We start from the raw sequence: 21,748 nt of genomic DNA on the forward strand, positions 1-21,748 counted from the left end.
GACCATGAACGAGGTGGACAGTTATCTAAAGCGCGCCACCCGTGGGTTGTGGGGCGAGAAGAAACGCGACGCCCAGACTGAACTCCGCGGCGCAATCGAAGACAAGATCCACCGCCACCGCCTGCTGGGATTGAACGAAACTGAAGCCACCACTGCTGCCCTGCGTGATCTAGGCAGTCCCCGGACCATTGCCCGCGAACTGGGTGAGGTGCATACGCTGCCACAGCTGTTGAAGACCACGCTGTTCGTCAGCATTGGGGCCATGCTGAGCCTTCAGGCGGTGGCGCAGGTGGCCACCGTCAGGGCGATTCCCCTCCCGGGACAGACCCCGATCTGTACGTTCGAAGCTGCCTACCTGTCCTTGTTTCCAGGGGCCACCTCCGCTGATGTGCAGCGGCAACTTGCTCGGCCCGGGGGCGCTCAGGCACTCGAGGAAGCCGTGCTGAACAAGCTCCCGTCCAGTGAGGCCAGTGCCATTCGCCAACTGTTGGGCCAGCCCGGTGGACGCGACAACGTGACGGCGGAATGTCTCAGAGCGTCCCCCACCCCTGGCAGTCGGCTCCTGCGCCTTTCAGATGTGGTTGCCGCGCTGCAGGCGGGCGGCATCAGATTTGCGCCTGTCCTGGGCACGGACGACATGTTCCACCTGAGTGTCCCTGGTGAAGCGCCGAATCAGCTGCTCGTCCTGGCGCCCCAGACCGTTGCGGGCGAGGCGTATGTGGGCGCGGTGTCCTTGGTGACTGCCCTGACCCGCATGACCACGGGTCCCCTCCAGATCAGCGGCCTGCACAACCCCGTTGTGACCGTCGGGCAGGCCAAGCTCCAGCTGGGCCTCTCGGACCCACCCCTGCTGGCCACGGACCTGTATGGCGGGATTCTGCTGGACCGACTGGAACCGACGTTGCCCCAGCTCAAGACGTCGCCCCGCGCCGCCATTGGCGTCTTTCCTGATTCCCTGAAGGCGCCGAACAAGCAGGACCAGCTGCGCGTCAATAGCCCAGACGGGACACTCTACGGTCTGTTGGGCAATGCCGACCTTGTGCGTCCCTCGTGTGGGTGCGCGGACGACCAGCGTGAAAGCCTTTATGGCCTGAGTGTCCGCGCCGTCCAGGGCGGCATCTTGCCTGCGCCGTTGACATACGGGCCGGGGAGTGCGCCCGCGAAACTGGTGGCTTCGCTGCCCGAACTGTTACAGGCAACGGAAGGTGGGCAACGGGCCCTGCTGGTCTATCGGTTGGACGCCACTGATCTACACCACCTGACGTACAGCCCGGTACCCGCTGCTCAACTCCGCGTCAATCCCTCGCCCTGAAAGGAGACCACCATGAACCCAGAAGAGCAATTTGTCAGGCGCGCCACCCGAGGGTTGTGGGGGCAGAAGAAACGCGAGGCCCAGACCGAGTTGCGTGGGGCCATTGAGGACAAGATCTACCGCCACCGCCTGCTGGGGTTGAATGAAACTGAAGCCACCACTGCGGCTCTGCGCGATCTGGGCAGTCCCCGGGCCATTGCACGGGAACTGGGTGAGGTTCATACGCTGCCGCAGACCTTGAAAGTGCTGGCATTCACAGGCGTGGCCGGGCTCCTGGGCTTGCAGGCGCTGGCACAGGTGGCCGTCATCAACTCGGCGTATTCGTCCATGGACCTTCAAACCATTTGCCGTCCGCCCACCGCGCAGGAGCTGGCTGCCATGCCCGTCGCACAACGGGAATCGCTCGAGCGCGTTCTTGGCGCACCGGAAGGTGCCGAACGGTACCAGGCAGACTGTCGCCGCGGTCTCCCCATGAACGGCCCGGTGGCGTTGAAGGTGGCCGATCTATTAACCGCTTTACGCGCGGGTGGCATTCCTGTTAGTGATCAGGCAGGGGCCACGCCAACGACGCCTCTCTCTATCTACGGCGGGCCAAAAAGTGATATTCCGGACGCGACCTATATCACCCGTGACATCCAGGGCGAACGGTATCTGGACAGCAGTCTGATCATTCCCTTTCTGAAACAGGTCACCTCACTGCCGCTGCACCTGGACGGCCTCACCAATCCGGTGCTAAGTGTAGGGGACGTGACGTTGCAGCTAGGCACCTCGGCGGCACCCGTCCAGGCCACGGATTTGCTGACCTTCGCGCTGATGAGCGAACGGCAGACCAACAGCGCGCTGCCCCTCCCGATCACCCTCGCCATGCCGGGTCAGCCCAAGCCGGGCGGGCCACCTTCGCCCCGGCTGGCCGTGCTTGGCCTGGACGGCGACCTTTACGCGGTGCTGCAGAACAGCTCCAGGCTCCGTGGGGGTGAGACGGATCTGCTGAGTGTCCGGAGTCTGAGCGGCGGAGCGTTGGATGTGGGACTCACCAGGCAGAGTGCGCCACTGATCGTTGACTCTGTGGAGGCTATGGACGCTGCCACGGCCCAGGGGAAGGTGGCGGTGATCGTCTACAGGTTCGACGCCTCAGACCTGCGAAGCCTCAAGCTGACGGTGCTGGATCCCGGGCAGGTGAAGGTGGTGAACCCATGAAGCGCTGGTGGCTCCTGGGGCTGGCGCTCTTCTCGCTGGCAAACGCGGGCGGCGGCCACCGGACCCCTGTCACTGTTACGCTCCAAGGGGCGAACTGCACGCCCGCCCTGGGGACGGTCACCTTCGGCATGACCTTCGACGCCGCGGCCTCGGCGCAGATGGCCGACATTTTTGCCTCGGATCAGGCCGCCCGATCGGGCCCTGGGGCGATTGACTGGGAGACGGTGGCGCGCGAGGACCGGGAGCGGCGCGAACAGACGCTGAAACTGCTGCAATCAGGCCGCCTGTCCACCCCGGCAGATTTCGTGGGGGCGGCCTTTCTCTTCCAGCATGGCGACTGTCCAGCGGCCTACGAGTTGGCGAGTAAGCTGGCGGCCCAGGCGATCGCGGCGGGAGAGCGCCCTGGAAGCAGTCCCCACCCTATCGCGCGGTGGATCTATGCGGCGACGTATGACCGCTGGCAGCGCAGCCTGGGTCAACCGCAGAAGTACGGCACGCAGTACCTCAGGGTGGGCGAGGGCTGCAATTACAGGTTGGAGCCGTATGATCCAGCCACCACCGACGCCGAGCGGGCGGCGTACGGCGTCCCTCCGCTGGAGGAGGCGCTGGCTCAGGCCGAGCAATTCACGGCCGAGTGTGCGTCCAGGTAGACGCCCTGAGCGCTCTCCCTGGTTCCACATGACGCCCCTGCAGAAGTGCTTCCAGCCTACCCACATGTCCGTTCGTCCCCTCACCCGCGGAATCCATGTGGACCGTGCCTTCATCATCCGGCAGGACAGCGTAGATCAGTTGGCCTGAATTTCACGTCGCCGGCCAATGACTCACGCGCAGCTCGTTTTCAGTGGCCGGAACCATCTTCAAGCTCTGTTGTGGCACCGTCACCATCGTCTTGACGCACCCTCGCTTTTTGACGGGGAGTGAGGGCATGGGCACCTCGAGCCAGAGACGTCCGTGCTGGGGTGTAGGCTTTTGCGTCCTTTACAGCACCTACGCGTCAAGCTGACAGGTGGCGTCCTCACCACTGCTGGCTTGGCGAACCGAGGCGGGGTCTTGGGAGATTACGCCGTCATCTTTGAGGACCTCGCGGAGGTTCCAGGGCTACTGGACGATCTCGCGGGTGGACTGGGTCATGGAAATGGTCCTTGAAGAGGAGGGCGGTCAAGACTCAAGAATGAAGCGAGCGAATTGGCCACGGTAGGCACCCCTTGTTGCGCCAGACGGTGCAGCAGTTCGGCCATGGTCAAGGAAGGGGCCCGGTACCTTGCCTGCTGCGCGCGAAGGGCCTCAATCAGGATATCCGCCTGGTCCGGCAGAAAGCCCCCCAGGAACTCATCCGGAGAAACAGCGCGCAGGCTGGAAGCGTCCAGCACTGCTGGCGGGGTTCTGGCAAGTTAAGCGCGATAGGCTGAGCGTCTGTGACTGATCGTAAGCCTTACCGCCACCGGTTTCCGCTCAGCATCATCCAGTACGCTATTTGGCTCTATCATCGCTTTTCCCTCAGCCAGCGTGATGTTCAGGAACTGCTCCAAGAGCGCGGAATTCAAGTCAGTCATGAGACGCTGCGCCAGTGGAACATCAAATTTGCACCGCTCCTCACTGAAGAACTACGACACCGAGAACCCCGTAGGGGTTCTCTGTGGTTTCTGGATGAGGTCTGCATCGAGATCAAGGGCAAAAAGCATTGGTTATGGCGGGCCGTCGACGACTCCGGCGCAGTGCTAGACCTCTTGTTGCAAGCTCGGCGAGATACCCAGGCGGCGAAGACTTTTCTTGGAAGGCTTTTGGTGAATTACGACGTGCCAGACGTCATGCACACCGACAAACTCTGGAGCTACGGAGCGGCTATTCGGGAACTTCCCGTGCTCCACACTGTGGAGCACGTCCAGGTCATCTCGACGGCTCGCTGTAACAACCTGATTGAGCAGTCCCATCGGCCCACCAGGCAACAAGAACGAAGCCAGATTGGCTTCAAGAATCCCTGCAGGACGCAGGAATTCTTGGCCCTGCATGCCCGCATTTCGAATCTTCAGCAGCACACTCGTACGACTGTTCCCGCCCACCTCCGAAGAATCAAGCAGAACCGTGCCCATCTGGCATGGCAAACCGCCGTTGAAGTGGCCGTCTGAAGTTCAGACGGCCACTGACATCACACGGCCCATTACTGATTAACGTGCCAGAACCCATCCATTCAAGGAGTCTGTCAGCCCCCGTGCCGCTTCTGGTCAAAAGCCGCTTCGGTTCTATAAATCGCCCAGTATTTCTTTCGCAGTCGTCTTGCCGCTTTGACCTGAAACCCTTTCTCTGAATGGGTAGGAGGATACACCTATGGGATGTCACCGGTGAAAAAAGGTTGGGAGAAGACATGGGGTGACGCGTGTGCCGAGTACAACTGCCCGTTCGGACCCACGGGCGAGGCCAGGAGGATGGCGTGGGCCAGGGTCACACCTCAACGGACCGTCTTCTCGAGGCTGATGAAGACCGGGCCGACGCCGACGGCCTTCTGAAGGGTGCGCACTGTCGGTTGATAGCCAACGGGACATCCACCCTACGGTTGCAAACGGTGCCAGCCATGCCACGAGAGCCGTTTGGGAAGGGAGATCACCTCTACAATCAGTCCAGCAACACAGCCCTACGGCAGCGGTCTGTCGTTCGCCTTTGTGAAGGAGCTTGAAAACATGACAGCTCGGGACAAGCACCTACGTTTTGACCTGGACGCACGGGTGATGACCACGGAAAAGGAATTTCACTCCGAAATAGCCGGAAAGATGAGTTTTCCCTCCTCTTATGGGGGAGGTATGAATGCCTTGTTTGATGTACTCACTGATTTGGCCTGGTTTGACTTCGATTCTTTGGAAGTTAACATTCAGAATTCAATTTTTCTTCTCGTTGATGAGCCACCAGAGTTGAGAAGAACACTTCAAGAAGTCCTGAATGACGTCAGTCAATATTGGTCCCAGCCACTTGAACTCGGCGAAGCCTGGGATCATCCTGCAATTGAATTTAAAGTGACGTATGCTGCATATCAGCTTGATCTCCTCTAAAACCCAATGCTGTGCTTAAAATACTCGGCATTGAGAACTGATCTGACGCCCCGGTCCCCAACTCGCTTTGTTCTCTGCAGCCTTGACTGGGAGAACCCAAAGGAACTCCAAATTCTCCTTTCAAGCTTCAAGTAAGCCCTCAAAGCAAAAGACTGGCTTCCAGAAACTGTGAGTCTGCGCTTGCCGGGAGCCGAGTTCCTCCCGTGAAGTTGAAGTGTTTCGCGCCCAACTTCAATCTCAAGCGTCCAAACGACGGCTGGCTCTCACAGCGCTCGACGAACTCCAGTGCAGCCTGACTGAACTGCAGTTTCTTCGGGGCGCTTCTGGCCCCTCCGCGCGGCTGCGCCGATCAGCGTTGATGCAGTTAATCCGCACGTTCGGCGCTTGGAGGCTCATTTCGGTGTTCGGGTGGAGCCCCATCTCCCAGATCCACCACTCGACCAGCCAGCCCCACGGCATTCTTCAGAGTGAATGATTTCCTGGGGCGGACCGCGGTGAGGGGGTTAAACAGAGAGGACCCTTCACCGTGGACGCCCTCACCAGAGGCTGTGACGCTGCCTTTCTGACGCAGAGTGCTTCTTTGCGTCATGTAGATCACCGCTTGAGCTAGAGGCCCTCTTGCATGCTTCCAGACACAGTTGTTCCGCGGCCTCTGTTGGGAGCTTGCCCTTTCTTGAGCTTGCGCTGCATCTTCAACCGAGTCGCTTCAGCCGCTGCCTTGAAGTCGATCAGGCCCGCTTCAATGTTCGACACGGTCAACTCAGGCTGCTGGGGCTCAGGAGCACGCCCCGGCGATGCGGGAACCAGGCGAGAAAACGCCGCTTCCCGACAGAGCTCTTCGTAGCGGCCATCCACCGCGCCCGGCACCCCATCCGGATTTAACTGCCGCACCAACAGGTATTCGAGGAAGGTGGGCTCCCCACGGTCCATGACGGGCAGCAGCGTTCCCACATAGAAGGAACTGTAGGCCCGCCAGGCCGCTGCCAGGGGTCCGCTTGGCCAGTGGGCGATTTCCGGATGATGCGCGCGCAGCTTCTGGAGTTCATCTCCTGGTAACGTACTGCGCCCGTACCGTCCTGGATCCAGGACCAGCACTGGGCGCACCACGTCATACAGCCCCCGGGCGAAACAGACCACACGCCCCTGCGCTTCCCAGACACGCAGCAGGCTCCGGATCTGTTGCTGAGCGGTCTCCGCACGGGAGCCGTACACTGCCTCGGCCAGCCGCTCCACCGTCATGGGCCAGGCGGCCTGCCGGGCCAGCTGCCAGTCCACATCCACCACTGTTGCTGTGCTGAACAGACCCGGCAGGCGCGCAGGGCTCAGGTCTGAGGCCGTCACACGCGGCAACGCGTCGGCAGTCGGACCTTCTTTCCCTGGCATCATGTGCAGCTGACCGCGCAGGAAGGAGCGAGCATCGTCGAGGTGGATGGAGAGGGACGCCTTCCTTCCCTGGCCCCGCTGCGGCGCGCTCTGGAGGTGATAACGGCGCACCCAGCGCTTCAAGCCAACGGGACTGACCTCCGCCAGCTCGGCCAGATCCGCCAGGCTGACCCAGCAGTACTGGTCAGCCTGAGGTCCGTAGAGGTGACGTGTGGCCTGTTCGAGGGTGCAATGCAGTTCTTCAGCGACGAACGCGGGACTGAGCGGGCCGTAGACCTGTTGGAGCTGACGGAGATGCTCTTGGGGCGGGAGAGGGCTGTCGACGTGGTCAGGACTCAAGTCTCTATCGTACCTCCGTCAGACTGGTTGACGTCTGTGACAGTGGCTACGCCTTGACCCATCTCTCCATCGCTGGGTGCTCATGGTCCAAGAGAGCAGGGCACTCCTGCGCAGAGGAGAGCGGATGAGATGGCCCGCAGCCTACGGGCAGGTTCAGCTGTGGACGGGATCGCTGTCGTCGCTGGGCCGGCCGTGATGCTGGGGTTGCGGTGTCTGGTCAGGCATCTCGGTGCTGAGGGTTTGCGGAGCAGGCTGCTCATCCACGTTCTGGTCCGGCTCAACCACGCCGCTCTGGGGCACTTGTCGAAGGGCGGGTGCCTGGGCCATCCTGCGGATGTGATCAGCAGGTTCTGCGCGTAGCGTGAGGGGTAATGACCCATCCTTCCGAACAGCGCGTACGTGAAGTCGCTCTGGCTGAGCTCACCTCACCAACCCTGGAGAGCACCACCCAGTTCTTCGGCGTTCATCCGCTCCAACTGCAGGGAGGCCAGCCTCAGGTCCACGCTGTTTTGACGCGGGAGGACCTGTGGGAGGTGTATTTCAAGCCTGAGACTGAGCCGTACTTTCTCGTCATGCTGGTGGAGCGGCAGGGACAGGGCCTGTCCGTGCGTGGCTGTCGTGCGGAGGCCAGGACAAGTGTGTGCCTGAGCATTACGAGCAAGGAACTCACCTCGAACGACATCACCGCTGCGGTCACACTGACCCCCACCGAAGCGTGGAGCAAAGGCGACGCTCGCCCACATCCCCGCCAGCAGCACCTGGGGCCGTACACCTTCACCCGGTGGAGCTTCTGTCCGGATGGAGACCTTCCTGGTCGATTTGAGGACAAGTTGACGCATCTTCTGGACCTCACCGAACCTGCTGCCCCACGAATCCAGGCGCTGATTCCCTCCTGTACGGTCAGCCTTGTGGTGGGGTACTGGGGCTATACACAGCAAATGTGGGGCATAGTCGGCGCAGCGCACGACATGGCCCGAATTGCCGCACTGGGCGCCGATTTGGACATCGACTTGTACGCCTCTGGTCCTGAGTTGATCGACTAACCGGGCACCGACTCTGAATCTTTGGACAACCTGTAATCTCTGCCTGGATTCAAACACAACTTGGCAATCAATTCCTGTCTCATATGACTTCTTCTACAATAATATCTAGTTTTGAAGATCTATACAAATCATCACCGAAAATTGTTATTTTCGCTCTCGGTTGACCTAACTTCAAAGTGACATTGCCATCAGTAATTGCGTCTCCGACACATACTTTTCCGGAAGGAACATCAATAATTTCCGAACATATTTTAAACTCGTTTAAGATTAGTTTAGAGGCTTCAATCAAGCTTATTAGCCTTATAATGACGGAACCTTCATAAGGACTGTTTGTAGCTACCGAAATCACAGTAGCTGTTCTAGAGAATGGCTTACCTTCATCGCCAGTCCAATCTGAGAAATCAGATGTTGCACTGTCCCAAACTGCAACTTGACCAAACTCTCCGTTGGCATCAATAATTTTCATTTTAGACCTTCTCATCTGAATCTCTTGACTTGTAATTGGACAAGCGTGGATCATTGACCAGTGGCCTGAAATTCAGATCATCTAATTAGAGGTGTTCGGCCAGATGACGAAGGCACTTTCTATTGGTGATCGAGGTTTGACACTTACCCTACTAGGTTTTAGAGAGGCTGAGACGGTTCAATATTTTCTTCTTCAAGTATCCGGAGTGATCACTTTGGTCAGTATGGTGCGACAGGAGCAAGCTCCACGCATAGGATTAACGTAGAGGGTGCCCAAGTCCCTGGGCGCGGTCAAGTCATCTAAGACCCTCTGGCTCCCTCTCGGGATTCCTCTTCCCTCCTGTCGCTGTATCAGTCTATGACGTGTAAGGCCAGGGTTGCTAAAACAGCGGCATGTCCTGATAAACACGCTGCGTTCTCGAGCCGAGATCCACCCAGCGCGTCGTGTTGACGGGTGAGTGAATCTGTAAGGAACCAGGTGATCCACCCATCCAGGCAGTACGATGATGATATGACCGAAGCCAAACGCTTCGAAGATCCAGGCGCAACTCTTTTTTCATTCCTGGGTGACCCTTTCCTCATCGTGTGCCCCCGATGTGGCCGATGTGCGCGCGTCGCCAAAAGATCTGCCACTGAACCCGTTGTGACCTGTCTTTCATGTGGTTATGCGAAGTCGTGTGTATCGCCGTACAACGCCATGCAGATTCCCAACGATCGGCATGAGCCCACAGATCCCTACTTCCAGCTGCCGTTGTGGCTTCAGGAACCCGTCGGGCGGCATGTCTTATGGGCGTTAAATTCAGTGCACCTGGACTACCTCGAGGCATACGTCACTGCCACATTACGGCAACGGACTCATCTCAGAAACTGGCAGAACAGTAGCCTTGCCAGTCGTTTGCCCCAATGGCTCAGTTCGGCGGGAAATCGAGATGCTGTTACGGCTGCTATACAACAACTCCGCCAAAAGCTGGCTTGACCGCGACGCGGTCAGGCATGGCCTTAAGCACACTCCAAGAGACCTGTTTAAGTGGTGCTTGGGTAGTGGGCCAGATTCGTGACGATGGATGTGGTCAAGCGACCCCAGTAAGCGCGAAGCGCTGGTGCTGCATATCACTCGGGAGCGGAACCGTCAGCACGCTCTTGCTCACCGACACGAATCCAATGACGGCATTGAACGGCTGCACATTGAACGTGTGCAGCAACTTCAGGAAGAGGCGTCCAGCCCTTCTTAAAGCCGGGGATCGAGCACCTCACTCTCGAGCGCACTCACCCCAAAGACGCACTCGTGTAGGCGCCGCAGGGGCTCTCCCTCCACGAAACGTTCAAGACCCTCGAGGCCCAGCGCGAATTCCCGCAGCGCCAGCGTCCGTTTCCCGCTCAACCCCCGTTGACGCAGCCGCGTCAGGTTCTCTGGCAGGGTGTACTCCGGACCGTAGATGATCCGCAGGTACTCGCGCCCGCGCACCTTGATGGCCGGCTGGACCAGCCCCTTGCGTCCCCGCACGACGAAGCTCAGCGGTTTGACCACCATGCCCTCGCCGCCCTGCCCAGTCAGAGCCAGCCACCAGTCCTCGGCCGCCGTCACGTTGGCGGCATCGTTCAGGTCCACCTCACGGTGGGCCGTCGCCATAAAAAGATCCGGGTCTGCTCCGGCCAGCCGCGCCAGGGAGTTCAGGTGCCACAGGTGATCCTGATCGGTGTGGACGTGTCCCTCGCTGGCCAGCAGGTGGAACGGGGCGACGCGCACATCCGCGATCGACGACACCCGACGCACGTACTGCCGGTAAGCGTCCACGTAAGCGCCAGTCAAGGCAGCGCGTTCCTGGGTCCTTTCTAGCAGGTCACCCAGCGGGAGCCCCCGGGCCACTGCCGCCTCCAGGGCCTTCAGCTCGGCCGGGAAGGTGGCGGACGCCGCGCTGCCCACTGCCGCGTACTGCCGCCGGATCAGCTCGTCGGCCTTGAAGGACCACGGCAGGATCTCCGCGTCCAGCACCGCCCAGTCGGAGTTCAGCTCATTCCACAGTCCGCTGGTCTCGAACGCCCCTCCCAGCCGGGCCAGCACCTCAGCCTCCATCGCCTCATCACCGAAGAAGGCGCGGCCCGTGCGGGTGTAGATCCTGCCGACACGGCCATCCTCCACCCCGAAACGCGCGCGGGCCGCGCCAGCGTCGCGGGCCACCACGAGTACTGCACGAGATCCCATGTGCTTTTCCTCGCACACCACGCGCTCCACTCCGGCCCGGCGGTAGTGCTCGAAGGCCTCGGTGGGGTATTCCAGATACCCTTCCCGCGCGCTGGTCTCGCTCGGACTCATGGTGGGCGGCAGGTAGACCAGCCAGCGCGGGTCCACCGCGAAGCGGCTCAGGGTTTCGAGCGCCGCGCCGCTCTGGTCCTCACGCACGGTGATGTTGCCGCGCAGCCGCGTGGCGATCAACCGTTTGCCCGTCACGTCCGCCAGGTCCAGCACCTCGTCGTGCGCCTGCTGCGCACTCTGGGGGTCTGATGGACGTTGCAGAGGCCGCACCGGTTCCGCGTAAACCTGCCGGGCCGGCACGCTGACTAGGTCCCGCTCCGGGTAACGCAGCGCGGTGAGCCGGCCGCCGAACACGCAGCCGGTGTCGATGTCGACCGTGCGGTTGAGCCACTGCGGCTCCGGCACCGGGGTATGCCCGTAGACCACGGTGGCCGCTCCCCGGTACTCCGCGGCCCAGTTCCAGCGCACCGGCAGCCCGAACTCGTCGGTCTCGCCCGTCGTTTCGCCGTACAGCGCGAACTCGCGGACCCGGCCCGAGGCGCGCCCCTGGTACGTCTCCTTCATCCCAGCGTGCGCCACCACCACCTGTCCGTCGTCCAGCACGTAGTGGCTGACCAGTCCCTCCAGGAAGTCGGTCACTTGTTGCCGGAACTCGGGCGACTCGGCCTCCAGTTGCTCCAGCGAGCGGTCCAGCCCGTGGGTGACGCTGACCTTGCGGCCTCGCAAGGCTTTCACCAGCTTGATGTCGTGGTTGCCGGGAACACACAGCGCCGTGCCGTTTTGAACCATGCCCATGACCAGCCGCAGCACCCCTGGCGTATCCGGCCCGCGGTCCACCAGATCGCCCACGAACACGGCCTTGCGGCCTTCCGGGGGGATGACAGACAGGTCATCCCTGACAGCGTACCCAAGCTTGGTCAACAGATCCCGCAGTTCGTCCAGGCAGCCGTGGACATCCCCGATGAAGTCGAAGGGACCGTGCTCGTGGCGCAGGTTGTTGTACAGCGGCATGCGGGTGACCTGGGCGGCGGCCACCTGATCTTCTGAGTTCAGGACGGTCATCTGGCGGAAGCCTTCAGCCTGCAACTTCCGCAGGGAGCGCCGCAGGCTCCCCATCTGCTGCGAGACCACGCGGGCCGCGAAGGGGCGGTCCGGGCGCGCGCGGTGTCGGGCCAGCAGGAGCTCCTCGGGAAGATCGAGCACCAGGGCCACGGGCAACACGTCGAATTCCTTGGCCAGCTCGACGATCCTGCGCCGCGCGTCGGGCTGTACGTTCGTGGCGTCGATCACCGTCAGCAAGCCGCGTGCCAGCCGCTTGCGGGCGACGTGGTACAGGCTGTCGAAGGCGTCGTTGCTGGCGTCCAAGGCGTTCTCGTCCCCGGCCACCAGCAGGCGGAAAGCGTCGCTGGACAACACTTCTCCAGGACGGAACAGCCGGTGCGCCAGGGTGGTCTTGCCTGAACTGGACGCGCCGATGAGCGCCACCAGGCACAACTCGGGCAGATTGATGGTTCCGTTCCCCGTCCTTGCCTCGCCCTGAGTCACTGGCCCGCCCCCTGACTGAAGACCGCCATCTGCGTGGGCGATCCCAGCGCGGCGTCCTGCGGACCGATCTCCTTAAAAATCACGCCATACCCGTAGTCTGCCGCCACACCCCCGGCCCACGCCTGGAACTGCGCGCGGGTCCATTCGAAGCGGTGGTCCGTGTGCCGCGCGCTGCCCGCAGGCAGCGTGGCCCACGTGGCGTTGTACTCCTCGTTCGGGGTGGTCACGATCACCGTCCCGGGGCGCGCCTGCCCGAAGACCACGCGCTCGAGCGTCCACAGCCGCTGCGGGTCCAGGTGTTCGATGACCTCCACCAGCGCCGCCGCGTCGTATCCGGACAGCCGGGCGTCGCGGTACGTCAGGGAGCCCTGCAGCAGCGTCAGGCGCTGGCGGTACGTTTCCGGCAGTTCGTCCAGGCGCAGCCGGCCCCTGGCGCGGGCCAGTTCCCGCAGGCTGACGTCCATGCCGGTCAGGCGCTCGAACTGCCGTTCGGGCAGCAGGCGGGCCAGCAGCTTGCCCTCCCCGCAGCCCAGATCCAGCACGCTCTTCGCGCCGCTCGCCAGCAGTGCCGCCGTGACGGCGTCCAGGCGCTGATCGTTCAGGCGGGGCTCGGGAGACGGCACTGCCTCCTCGCCGTCATCGGCAAACTGCGCTTGCACGGCGCGTTGCAGGGAGCGCTGGTGCTTGAGGGCCCGGCGGGTAATCAGGTCACGTTCCGGATGGTCTTCCAGCCAGCCCTCCCCGAGCCGCAGCAGCTTGTCCACTTCCGACTCGTCGACGTAGTAGTGCTTGGCGTCGTCCAGTACCAGGATCAGGACCGACAGGTGCGCGAGCAGGTCTTTTAAGCGAATCTCGGCGTCCAGGGTCAGGTCCAGGTACGGGCTGTCACCCCACTCCGGGAAGGCGGGATCGAGGGGGTGGGGCCGGGCGGTGACGCGGTACCCCAGCGGCCCGAACAGCCGTCCGGCCAGGTCAGGGCCCCCGCGCGACGGGACGGCGGGCAGCTGCACATGGAAGGGCAGGGCCGCCTGGGCCAGATCCGGGCGTTCCTTGCTGCGGCCGGCCATCGCCGTGCCGAAGGCGGCCCGCAGCGCGCCGCTCAGGAAGCTCGACGCCGCGTAGGGACGGTCATTTACGTACGGCTCCAGGGGGAGGCTGCCCGCGCCCTGACGGCCTCTGGAGATCAGCACCGGATCGACTTCGACCAGGACCGCGACGGTGCAGCGCTCCTGGCTGACCTCGGGGTAGAACACCTGCGCCTGACCGACGGGCAACTCGAAGGTAAACGTACGGTCCGGGTGCTTGTGCAGCAGGTAACCGAGGTCGGTGGCGGGCTGGTGGGTGGTGGTCAGGGTCAGCAGCATGGGGGTCCTGGAATGGATTCAAGCACAGCCGTCGTATGGCTGTGTCTTGACGGGTGCTGAATGGGGGTCAGCGGCGAGCGTTTTTGTTCGGTTTCATCGAAGAGGCGTCAGCTGGGCAGGTCCAGTGTTTGTTACTGCGTTGCACTGGCCGTCAAGAGTGTCTCGACTCAGCGAAGGCTGCCCGAGAGAGAAGGGGGAAGCGCCAGGGTGCTGGTTCTGCCGGCCTTTGCACGGGATGACCGACGCTGGGCTTCCTGCTGGCGGTTTGGTCTGATGCCCTGGTAGGCGACGACAGAGCGCCGGTGCCGCTGGACACCCTCGAGCAGGACGAGGAACGGACCGGGACGAACACCGGCGGCCCCTGGACTTCCGGTGTGGATGAAGAACGACGCGTTGAAGCGCTTTCCTGTAGAAACGCGCGGGCCAGTCACAATAGAGGGCTGGACCGAATCTTGTCTTGATTTCACCTGACGCTGTCAGCGGCGGACGCGTTCAGCGCGAGGGGTCACGACTGGCGAGTGGGAGTGACGCGCCTCGCCCGGCGTCCCAGGCTGCTTTTCAAGCGGCGGGCGACGGCTTGAACACATCGACGGCAGGTGAGTGGGCCGGTGACCTGGGGAGCCTCGACATACCGTTTCGGGCCGTGGCCACACAGCGCCGCGCCGTCCGAGAGACGCACCAGATGTGTCGCGCCGCCGGGTGCGAGTTGGAAAGCGTGCGGCTCGCTGAGGCGGTGACGTGCGGCGATCTCGGCGCACGCCTGTTCGAAGGGCAATTCTTGCAGGTCTGCGTGTGGCGGCGCGGTGCGGTGACGAAGTGCGGCGGGAGACTGGGGTGCGGCCATGATGGGCACTGTAGTGCGGCGCTGAAGAGCATTTCTGCCGCATTGGTCAAGCTGATATTCCCCATATGAGCGCGAGGGTTCTGTCAGGTTCATCGTGGATGGGGCAGACGAATCGCGGGGGTGGCCTGAACTTCAGGCCACCCCTGCGTTGATCTTGCGCCACACCTGAAATCCCAGCAGTTGATTCCTTCTGCTGATGGGGGTTGGAACCGTCGTTCGGGAATAGCAGTCCAGGTTGGCGATCCGAGCGTGGAACTTCAAGACCTCCTGGGCTCACCTGGGCTTACTCGAACCAGGCTGACTCCGCTCTCGTCGTCGTGTGGAACTATGAGACCGCAGGGTCAGATGCTGGCCACGGGCGGCCGAGATGACCTGCTGGTGGACGGCCGCCTTTAGGGCTGGGAGTGTTCGACTGGCGGCACCGTCACTGGCCAACCTGTCGGTGCAGCTCATTTCTGAATCGTTGAATTCGCCGAGCAGTCGAAGCAGGAATGTTCTCGCCGCTCCAGGATCTCGGTGGCGTTGAGGCAAGACATCGAGCACGCTCCCGTGCTCGTCTCCAGCCCTCCACCGCCAGTGCCGGACACCTCCGATGGGTGGACACCCCTCGTCCATGTGCCACCGCGAGCCCCGCCTGAGTTCCCGGTGAGGCAGCTCGTCAGCGCTGAGCGGCGAGAAGTTGACGTTCCACTCGCCAAGTGTGTCGTGACTGACGTCGAGCCCGCGCTCCTGAAGCAGGGCCTGTCCGTCCCGCTAGCTTAGCGGTGGGACAGCTTTCTGGGCATGCCCGATGATACTTCCCTTTGAATCGCTGGCGATCGGGCTGACGGTCAGTCACTGGCGGCCACCCTACCGCTTAACCTGCCAGAACTCATGCCTGGGCTATGGGGTCCAGCGCCACGCCGACGGTGATCCTGGTCTTGCCAGCGACAAGTGGGACTGGCAGCAAGCAAAGCAAAACGCAGCAGGCTTCGCTCTCGCGGCTGGAATAGATCAATCTTCAGGCCATGCCAGGGCTCTGCCTACCGGTCTACAGCCTGGCACCATCACCCTCACGCTTCGTCCTGAGGAGTGGCTCGCCGGGAAGTCCGTGACCATATGCCCGCCATTCGCGCCGGGCGGCCTTCCGCCGCAGCGACACCGAGAAAGGTCATAAGCACCAGGGCGCCCAAGCCGAGCGACGTCGTCAGGCCGGCCGCTGCGGCAAAGCCCAAAAGCGCCAAGACCCCCAGACCCAGGAGATGTGAGACGGGCAGCTGCCCGTTTGCAGTTCGTTTGAACAACGCATTGCCGATCAAGAACACGCCTGCGCCGCCCACCACGGCCACCGCCTCATGCATCCCCGCCGGATCAAGCGGATGCGCGAGGATCAGCTCGTCGCCCACGGCGGAAAGCACGATGCCTGCCACGATGGGAACATGCAAATACGTGTACGCGAAACGTGCGAGGCGGCCCGGGTCGTCTGAATCCCGGATGGTCTTGGCCACCACTTCTGCGTTCACGACAAAGTAGGTCCACCACATCGCCGCACTCAGGCTGAAGGTCAGGCCAAGGGCCAATGCGGACACCCCACTCCACACACCGTCAGCGAACGTCTTTCCCGTCACGAGAATGCCTTCCCCAAGAGCGATGATCACGAACAGGCCTGCCCGCTCGGCCATGTGTTCGCCGCTCACGGCCCATTCACGCGTGCGGGTCGGACCCAGGCGCGGCAAAGCGTAACCTGCAGCGGGACCAACGTAGTCAATGGCCAGCGCCCCGAGCCACCAAGCCAGCCGGGTGTCTGCAGACGAGAACGCCCCGATCAGCCAGAGCACACCACCGAAGGCGAGCCACACGGTGATGCGCGTGAAATTGCGCCGTTGTGTCCCGTCCGCGGACATGGCCCACCAGGCGAAGAGGCTGCGGCCCACCTGAAATGTGACGAGCGCGGCCGCGAACACCACACCACGCTCGCCAAACGCTCCGGGCAGCGCGGCGGACATCAGCAGCCCAGTTACCATCAAGGCGATCAACATCAGCCGTACTGGAAAGTGGGCAGGATCCAGGAAGTTGGTGACCCAGGAGGTGTACACCCACGCCCACCAGACCGCCAAGAGCAGGACCGCAGTCTGGATCGCCCCCAGAACCGTGAAATGCTCGAGCAGAAAATGCGAGAGTTGGGTGATCGCGAAGACAAAGACCAGGTCAAAGAACAGTTCGAGGAAGGTGACGCGGTGTCCGCCCTCCTCGGCGTGATGGCGCATCAGGTGGGGCGAGACGACTGGCATCATATGGATCTCCGCTTAAGAGAAAGCATCAGGGCGTCGGCCGCCCCTGCCCGCGGGTGCCCAGAGCCATGACGCCACCGATGATCAGGGTTACCAGATCTACCGCCACGAAAACCCCAGGAAGCCACTAAATCCGGTGCCATGGACGCTGAGCGTTAGAGCTGGCAAGCCAGGCCCGGCTTGTGGAGTGATATTCATCCGTTTCTCCTCTTGAGGGGGACAGGGGCGACGAGTTGAGGCAACGCAGCAGTGGGGAGAGTGGGCTGGCGCTCAGGGCGATTCGCGGCACCCGGTGACAGCCAGCACTCGGTGCTCGGCAGAGCAATGCGGCAACTCACCGAAATTCCTCTCCGAACATCCGTATCGTGGAGGGTGAAGTTGCACTTGTCCAATACTTTCTGGTCGGGAGTGGATCACTCTAGCGGTGCTTGCCCTACATGCTGCCGTCACCAGCGCTTTCCTCGATGGCTGACCTCCGAAAGGTCTCCATTCCTGACTAATTTCGCTGCCGTCGCCACGCTGCACAGCGCGGTAGCTGCCGTCTATCCGCACGCCACTGACCGGTTGTGTTGCCTGAACGTGATTGGGGTAGCCTGACCCGCCGTGACCGATGCCAGGCCGTACCGCCACCGTTTTCCCATGACGATCCTCCAGCACCCCCAAAAAGCTGTACCACCCGCTGCCGCCGAGCTCCCGTGCTGTCCAAGCAGTGCTGCATCAGCGCTGCCCACAAGGTCAGCCACGAGACCCTCCGACAATGGTGTCCTACGTCCGGCTCTCTCTTCTCAGAAGACCTACGGCACTGAGAGGGGACGCCGGGGTTCCCGGTGGTCTCTGGATGAAGGCTGGACGAGCGTCGATGGGGTTGGCCATTGGCTCTGAAGGGCTGTGGACGAGCCCGGATACCTCCCTGATCGTCTCCTCCAACGGCATCTCGCTACCGAGACAGCGAAGACCGTCCTGACCAGGCTGCTCGGGGAATCCATTCTCCCAGAGGTGATGCAGACCGACGGGCTCCGCAGCGACGGTTCGCAAGAGCCCAAGTCTGGGAGAGGGCGACCATCAGCTGCTCTCGACCGCCCGCTACACCATCACCCTGCAGGAACGCCAATCTCCACGGCGCCGTGTTCGACAACCGAGCGACGGAAATGCGCTCAAGCATGCCTGAGCCTCCACGCCCAGGGCACCAATCACGATCATTCCCGCACCAGCGTCACTGCCGTCAACAGAAAAAGCAACCAAAATCAAGCCTTCCAGACGTGGTTGGCCGTCGCGGCAGGGGTAGTCGGAGGCTCAGGTCACCCCTGCCCTCAGCCTGCCGTGACCCCAGTTCAGGCCACACCACCGCTCCACCCTCAGCGTGTACGGGAGACTGGGCTCCGTCCCGGTGAATGCCAGGGCGGCGTCTTTGAGCATCTTGGTGGAGCAACAGCAGCTCAGATCTCAGTCTGCTCGCGGTGCAGCATCGCCTGCTCAATCTGACTGGTTCGTGACATTTTGCCGCTGTGTCAGGCCCCCAGAACACAGTGGTCTAAGATGGCTCCATATGCCGCCAGAGTTAAAGCCGTCCGCCGAAGGGTTGAGGGTTCAACACCCGGGTCTCCAGGTTCACAGCTGTGAGGCCGCGTGTTTTTGGACCGCAGGGTCATGACCGTCTATGGAGTCATCGGCGTCGGGGCCATCTCGGCAGCCATTGTGCGTGGACTCTGCCGGACAGACCAAGCTGATCCTCCTCCCACCGTGCTGCTGTCACCGCGCAACGCCCAGCTTGCCGCTGAGTTGGCTGAACATTTCCCCACTGTTCGGGTGGCCGAGAGTAACCAGCAGGTCGTCGATGGTGCGTCGGTGCTCCTCCTCTGTCTGCGCCCACAGGATGCCCCGCCCGTCCTCAGCGCCCTGACCTTCCGCCCAGGTCTGCCGGTGGTTAGTGTGATGGCAGGGTTCACGGTCCGTGCCCTGGCTGACCTTGTTGCGCCAGTGACTGACCTTGCCCGCAGCATCCCACTGCCTGCCGTGGAGCTTGGTGAGGGCGTCACGCCGGTGTTCCCATCTTCTCCCGCAGCGATCACCCTGTTCGGTCAGCTGGGAACAGTCCTTGAGGTCCCAGACGAGCAAACCCTTGAAGCCCTGTCAGCGTCTACAGCGACAGTGGCCGCCATGCTGAAGTACATGGAAACCACCTCGGCATGGCTGGCCAGAAAAGGGGTGTCCGCACCTCTGGCCTCACGTTACGTGGCGGCAGTTTTCGCCGGGGTCCTGACCCCACTCCAGACAGCGGCGGCGGTGGACTTTAGAGCGCTTTCCCAAGACCACCAGACGCCGGGCGGGATCAACGAACAGTTCCTTGGCGTGCTGGAGCAGGCTGGGCTGTCCAGGGCGGTAGAGGGTGGGCTGAATCAGGTTCTGGAACGGCTTGATCCCTCCCAGAACCACGGATCAGCAGATGGAAACCTCCCCGTCTCGTAGCACTGCTGTGCCCAACTCCAGCCCTCAGGAGTTGCGCCTCTGAATATCGCGGGCGCAGCATGCCAGACCATCAATCTTAACCTACTGGCGTGGGGCGGTTTCTGCCATTCTCCGCTCTCCACATCTCAAAATCCCACGGTCCCAAGGCTATCGTCACGCCTTTCGGCATTTTCCCAGAGCGATCATGCCTCCCCACTTTCGCCAGGCCAGTCTGGGATTTTCCCGCCAGGAGGTTTTTCTGATTGCGCAGGTGCAGAGTGAAAACCATGGCCTGTACCTTTGAGGACGCCCGAACGGGGCCTGGGTTCGGCTCACGCCCATCAGAGCTTCCAATCTAACCCGAACCGCTTGTTGGGCGCGGTTCAGAGGTACGATTTCTTTGCAATCGAACTGGACTGACCAACGGGGGAAACTCAGGTGGGCTGAGGGGCGGTATACGGCAAAAACAGGTCCTGCACCGTGGCAGGCATTCTAGGCTTCAGGCATTGTGTCGCCATCTTTCTGAACGAACTCTCGTGGGGGCCACAAGCCCCGTAAGGAGAAGGTCATGAACAAGACAGGCATGAGCAAATGGTTGCTGGCAGGACTCCTCATGGCGGGTCCCGCGTCCGCGAAAACCATAGTCTTTGGATTGAGTGGCGAGCCCATCAGCCTCGATCCCGCAGTAACCTCGGATGGAAACACCGCCTACGTGCAGACCCAGATCTACAACAGCCTGATCAGCTTCAAGCCGGGCACCGTGGAACTGCAACCGGACCTGGCGCTGCGCTGGACGGTCAGCAATGACAGCCTGACCTGGACCTTCTACCTGCGCCAGAACGTCAAGTTTCACGACGGTACGCCGCTGAATGCCGAAGCTGTGCGCATCAACTTCCTGCGCTGGTGGGACCCCAGCTTCGAACTCGGCGCGAAGAAACCGTTCCTGGGTTGGAAAAACAATATGGGTGGGTTCAAGGGCGAGGATGGTTCCCTGGTCAAGGATGTCAAGGTCCGCAACCCGTACGCCATCGATATCGTTCTGAACAAGCCGTATCCGGCTCTGGGTTCGGTGCTGGCCGATTCCGGGCTGTTCGGCATCGCCTCGCCCACCGCCATCAAGAAGAATCCGGCCCAGTACGGTACGCCAGCGGGGATTGCCGTCGGGACTGGCCCTTTCATGCTGAAGAAGTGGACCAGCGGCGTCAATGTCGAGCTGACCCGCAACCCCAGCTACTTCCGCTCGGGGCTGCCGAAATCTGAGGCGCTGCTCTTCCGTTTCTTCAAGGATCCCAGCGGGCGCCTCAATGAGCTGCTGACCGGCGGGGTGGACATTGCCACCGAGCTCCTGCCGGATCAGCTCAAGGCGGTGCAGAGCAACACCAGGTTGAATGCGGTCCTGCGTCCGGCGCTGAACCTGGGGTATCTAGGCCTCAACACCGACTACAAGCCACTGGCCGACGTGCGGGTCCGCACCGCAATTGCCAGCGCCCTGAACAAGAAAGCCATTGTGGACAGCTTCTGGAACGGCCTGGGTACCACCGATGGCCACCTGTTGCCGCCGCCGCTGGCCAAGAACTACGCCAAGAGCGTGACCGATTATAAATTTGACCCGGCGGCGGCCAAGAAGATGCTGGCCGATGCGGGCTATCCCAACGGCTTCACGCTGGACCTGTGGTACATGCCAGTGTCACGTCCGTACTACCCCACCCCCAAACCGATTGCCGAGGCGATGGCGGCTGATCTGAGCGCCATCGGCATCAAGGTCAACCTCAAGACCGAGGACTGGGCCAAGTATCTGGAAGACCGCCAGAACGGCAAGTTCCAGGCCTTCATGCTGGGCTATGTGTACGCCACCGACCCCGATAACGGCTACACCAACCTCTTCGCGCCCGGCTCGACCACCGACATCAACTGGAACAGCCCGGAGGCCAACGCCGCGCTGGAAAGCGCGCGCAAGCTGCCCAACCCGGCCCAGCGCCTGCCCTTCTATCAGAAGGTGGACGAGATCTTATTCAATGCCGCTGTGCGGATTCCCATCGTCCATTCGCGCCTGCTGGTGGCCAGCGGCGCCGGGGTCAAGGGCTGGATTCCCAGCCCCACCGGCTCCGAGAAGCTCGACACCGTCGAGAAGTAGGCGGCAGGGCAGCGCAGTTCCTGCCTGTTTTAAAGCCGCCGCACCCACACATTTCGTGTGGGTGCGGCAGCTCTTTCAAGACGAGTTGATGGTCCTTGCTGTGTGACGGCTG

At 62.1% G+C, this 21,748-nt stretch carries 16 protein-coding genes and 1 pseudogene; 8 read left to right on the forward strand and 9 right to left on the reverse strand.

The genetic code is table 11. The features are described from left to right. The first annotated feature begins 4 nt into the window (after nt 1-4). From HNQ08_RS13665 to HNQ08_RS13675, 3 genes are read left to right on the forward strand one after another with little or no spacing between them, the layout of a single operon-like run. A complete protein-coding gene (locus HNQ08_RS13665) occupies nt 5-1,312 on the forward strand; it encodes a permease prefix domain 1-containing protein (RefSeq protein ID WP_184133080.1) in 1,308 nt (435 codons plus the stop codon). A gap of 12 nt (nt 1,313-1,324) precedes the next feature. After that, nucleotides 1,325-2,509 carry a permease prefix domain 1-containing protein gene (locus HNQ08_RS13670; RefSeq protein ID WP_184133083.1) on the forward strand — a complete coding sequence of 395 codons (1,185 nt, stop codon included), beginning with the start codon at nt 1,325-1,327 and terminating at the stop codon, nt 2,507-2,509. After that, nucleotides 2,506-3,159 (forward strand): hypothetical protein, encoded by a 654-nt coding sequence (locus HNQ08_RS13675; RefSeq protein ID WP_184133085.1) that lies wholly within the window; start codon nt 2,506-2,508, stop codon nt 3,157-3,159. Before HNQ08_RS13670 ends, HNQ08_RS13675 begins: the two co-directional genes overlap by 4 nt. A 477-nt stretch (nt 3,160-3,636) precedes the next feature. On the opposite strand, the gene HNQ08_RS28415 is transcribed toward HNQ08_RS13675, so the two are convergent. Beyond that, the gene (locus tag HNQ08_RS28415; protein WP_483400397.1) at nt 3,637-3,879 is read right to left on the reverse strand and encodes a VapC50 family PIN domain-containing toxin; all 243 of its coding nucleotides are present in this window, start codon (nt 3,877-3,879) and stop codon (nt 3,637-3,639) included. 45 nt (nt 3,880-3,924) lie between these two features. Here HNQ08_RS28415 and HNQ08_RS13680 point away from each other — a divergent pair, with 45 nt between their 5' ends. Beyond that, nucleotides 3,925-4,635 (forward strand): IS6 family transposase, encoded by a 711-nt coding sequence (locus HNQ08_RS13680; protein WP_184133088.1) that lies wholly within the window; start codon nt 3,925-3,927, stop codon nt 4,633-4,635. A gap of 549 nt (nt 4,636-5,184) precedes the next feature. Further along, the gene (locus tag HNQ08_RS13685) at nt 5,185-5,550 is read left to right on the forward strand and encodes a barstar family protein (RefSeq protein ID WP_184133089.1); all 366 of its coding nucleotides are present in this window, start codon (nt 5,185-5,187) and stop codon (nt 5,548-5,550) included. A 606-nt stretch (nt 5,551-6,156) separates the two neighbouring features. Here the strand turns inward: HNQ08_RS13685 and HNQ08_RS13690 are convergent. Beyond that, nucleotides 6,157-7,272: a hypothetical protein gene (locus tag HNQ08_RS13690; protein WP_184133090.1), complete on the reverse strand. Its 1,116-nt coding sequence runs from the start codon at nt 7,270-7,272 to the stop codon at nt 6,157-6,159. A 153-nt stretch (nt 7,273-7,425) separates the two neighbouring features. Next, entirely contained in the window at nt 7,426-7,599 is a 174-nt protein-coding gene (locus tag HNQ08_RS13695) for a hypothetical protein (protein ID WP_184133091.1), read from the reverse strand. Between the two features lie 44 nt (nt 7,600-7,643). On the opposite strand from HNQ08_RS13695, the gene HNQ08_RS13700 reads away from it, so the two are divergent. Further along, nucleotides 7,644-8,315 carry a DUF4279 domain-containing protein gene (locus HNQ08_RS13700; protein WP_184133092.1) on the forward strand — a complete coding sequence of 224 codons (672 nt, stop codon included), beginning with the start codon at nt 7,644-7,646 and terminating at the stop codon, nt 8,313-8,315. A 79-nt stretch (nt 8,316-8,394) separates the two neighbouring features. On the opposite strand, the gene HNQ08_RS13705 is transcribed toward HNQ08_RS13700, so the two are convergent. The 6 genes and pseudogenes from HNQ08_RS13705 to HNQ08_RS13730 form a co-directional block, all read right to left on the reverse strand. Then, nucleotides 8,395-8,781, reverse strand: a complete 387-nt coding sequence (locus HNQ08_RS13705; RefSeq protein ID WP_184133093.1) for a hypothetical protein — start codon at nt 8,779-8,781, stop codon at nt 8,395-8,397. Between the two features lie 1,227 nt (nt 8,782-10,008). Then, nucleotides 10,009-12,579: a polynucleotide kinase-phosphatase gene (locus HNQ08_RS13710; protein WP_229790020.1), complete on the reverse strand. Its 2,571-nt coding sequence runs from the start codon at nt 12,577-12,579 to the stop codon at nt 10,009-10,011. Next, nucleotides 12,576-13,943 (reverse strand): 3' terminal RNA ribose 2'-O-methyltransferase Hen1, encoded by a 1,368-nt coding sequence (locus HNQ08_RS13715; RefSeq protein ID WP_184133094.1) that lies wholly within the window; start codon nt 13,941-13,943, stop codon nt 12,576-12,578. The genes HNQ08_RS13710 and HNQ08_RS13715 overlap by 4 nt, the downstream gene beginning before the upstream one ends. 505 nt (nt 13,944-14,448) lie before the next feature. Continuing rightward, on the reverse strand, nt 14,449-14,787 hold the full coding sequence (locus HNQ08_RS13720) for a hypothetical protein (protein WP_184133095.1): 339 nt from the start codon (nt 14,785-14,787) through the stop codon (nt 14,449-14,451). Between the two features lie 132 nt (nt 14,788-14,919). Next, nucleotides 14,920-15,625: pseudogene (locus HNQ08_RS13725) on the reverse strand (DDE-type integrase/transposase/recombinase). Between the two features lie 214 nt (nt 15,626-15,839). Next, a complete protein-coding gene (locus HNQ08_RS13730) occupies nt 15,840-17,060 on the reverse strand; it encodes a low temperature requirement protein A (RefSeq protein WP_184133096.1) in 1,221 nt (406 codons plus the stop codon). 1,644 nt (nt 17,061-18,704) lie between these two features. Between HNQ08_RS13730 and HNQ08_RS13735 the strand changes: the two genes are divergently transcribed. Then, nucleotides 18,705-19,523, forward strand: a complete 819-nt coding sequence (locus HNQ08_RS13735; protein WP_184133099.1) for an NAD(P)-binding domain-containing protein — start codon at nt 18,705-18,707, stop codon at nt 19,521-19,523. 547 nt (nt 19,524-20,070) lie between these two features. After that, the gene (locus HNQ08_RS13740; RefSeq protein WP_342355698.1) at nt 20,071-21,636 is read left to right on the forward strand and encodes an ABC transporter substrate-binding protein; all 1,566 of its coding nucleotides are present in this window, start codon (nt 20,071-20,073) and stop codon (nt 21,634-21,636) included. Nucleotides 21,637-21,748: the final 112 nt, after the last annotated feature.

This window comes from Deinococcus humi (assembly GCF_014201875.1).
Classification (GTDB): domain Bacteria; phylum Deinococcota; class Deinococci; order Deinococcales; family Deinococcaceae; genus Deinococcus; species Deinococcus humi.

Bases quoted from the DNA above. Each gene is read 5' to 3' on its own strand.
- HNQ08_RS13730 (WP_184133096.1), bottom strand. From the start codon at position 17,060: ATGATGCCAGTCGTCTCGCCCCACCTGATGCGCCATCACGCCGAGGAG.
- HNQ08_RS13685 (WP_184133089.1), top strand. From the start codon at position 5,185: ATGACAGCTCGGGACAAGCACCTACGTTTTGACCTGGACGCACGGGTG.
- HNQ08_RS13735 (WP_184133099.1), top strand. From the start codon at position 18,705: ATGACCGTCTATGGAGTCATCGGCGTCGGGGCCATCTCGGCAGCCATT.
- HNQ08_RS13720 (WP_184133095.1), bottom strand. From the start codon at position 14,787: ATGGCCGCACCCCAGTCTCCCGCCGCACTTCGTCACCGCACCGCGCCG.
- HNQ08_RS13705 (WP_184133093.1), bottom strand. From the start codon at position 8,781: ATGAAAATTATTGATGCCAACGGAGAGTTTGGTCAAGTTGCAGTTTGG.
- HNQ08_RS13695 (WP_184133091.1), bottom strand. From the start codon at position 7,599: ATGGCCCAGGCACCCGCCCTTCGACAAGTGCCCCAGAGCGGCGTGGTT.
- HNQ08_RS13715 (WP_184133094.1), bottom strand. From the start codon at position 13,943: ATGCTGCTGACCCTGACCACCACCCACCAGCCCGCCACCGACCTCGGT.
- HNQ08_RS13675 (WP_184133085.1), top strand. From the start codon at position 2,506: ATGAAGCGCTGGTGGCTCCTGGGGCTGGCGCTCTTCTCGCTGGCAAAC.
- HNQ08_RS13665 (WP_184133080.1), top strand. From the start codon at position 5: ATGAACGAGGTGGACAGTTATCTAAAGCGCGCCACCCGTGGGTTGTGG.
- HNQ08_RS13740 (WP_342355698.1), top strand. From the start codon at position 20,071: ATGAACAAGACAGGCATGAGCAAATGGTTGCTGGCAGGACTCCTCATG.
- HNQ08_RS13670 (WP_184133083.1), top strand. From the start codon at position 1,325: ATGAACCCAGAAGAGCAATTTGTCAGGCGCGCCACCCGAGGGTTGTGG.
- HNQ08_RS13700 (WP_184133092.1), top strand. From the start codon at position 7,644: ATGACCCATCCTTCCGAACAGCGCGTACGTGAAGTCGCTCTGGCTGAG.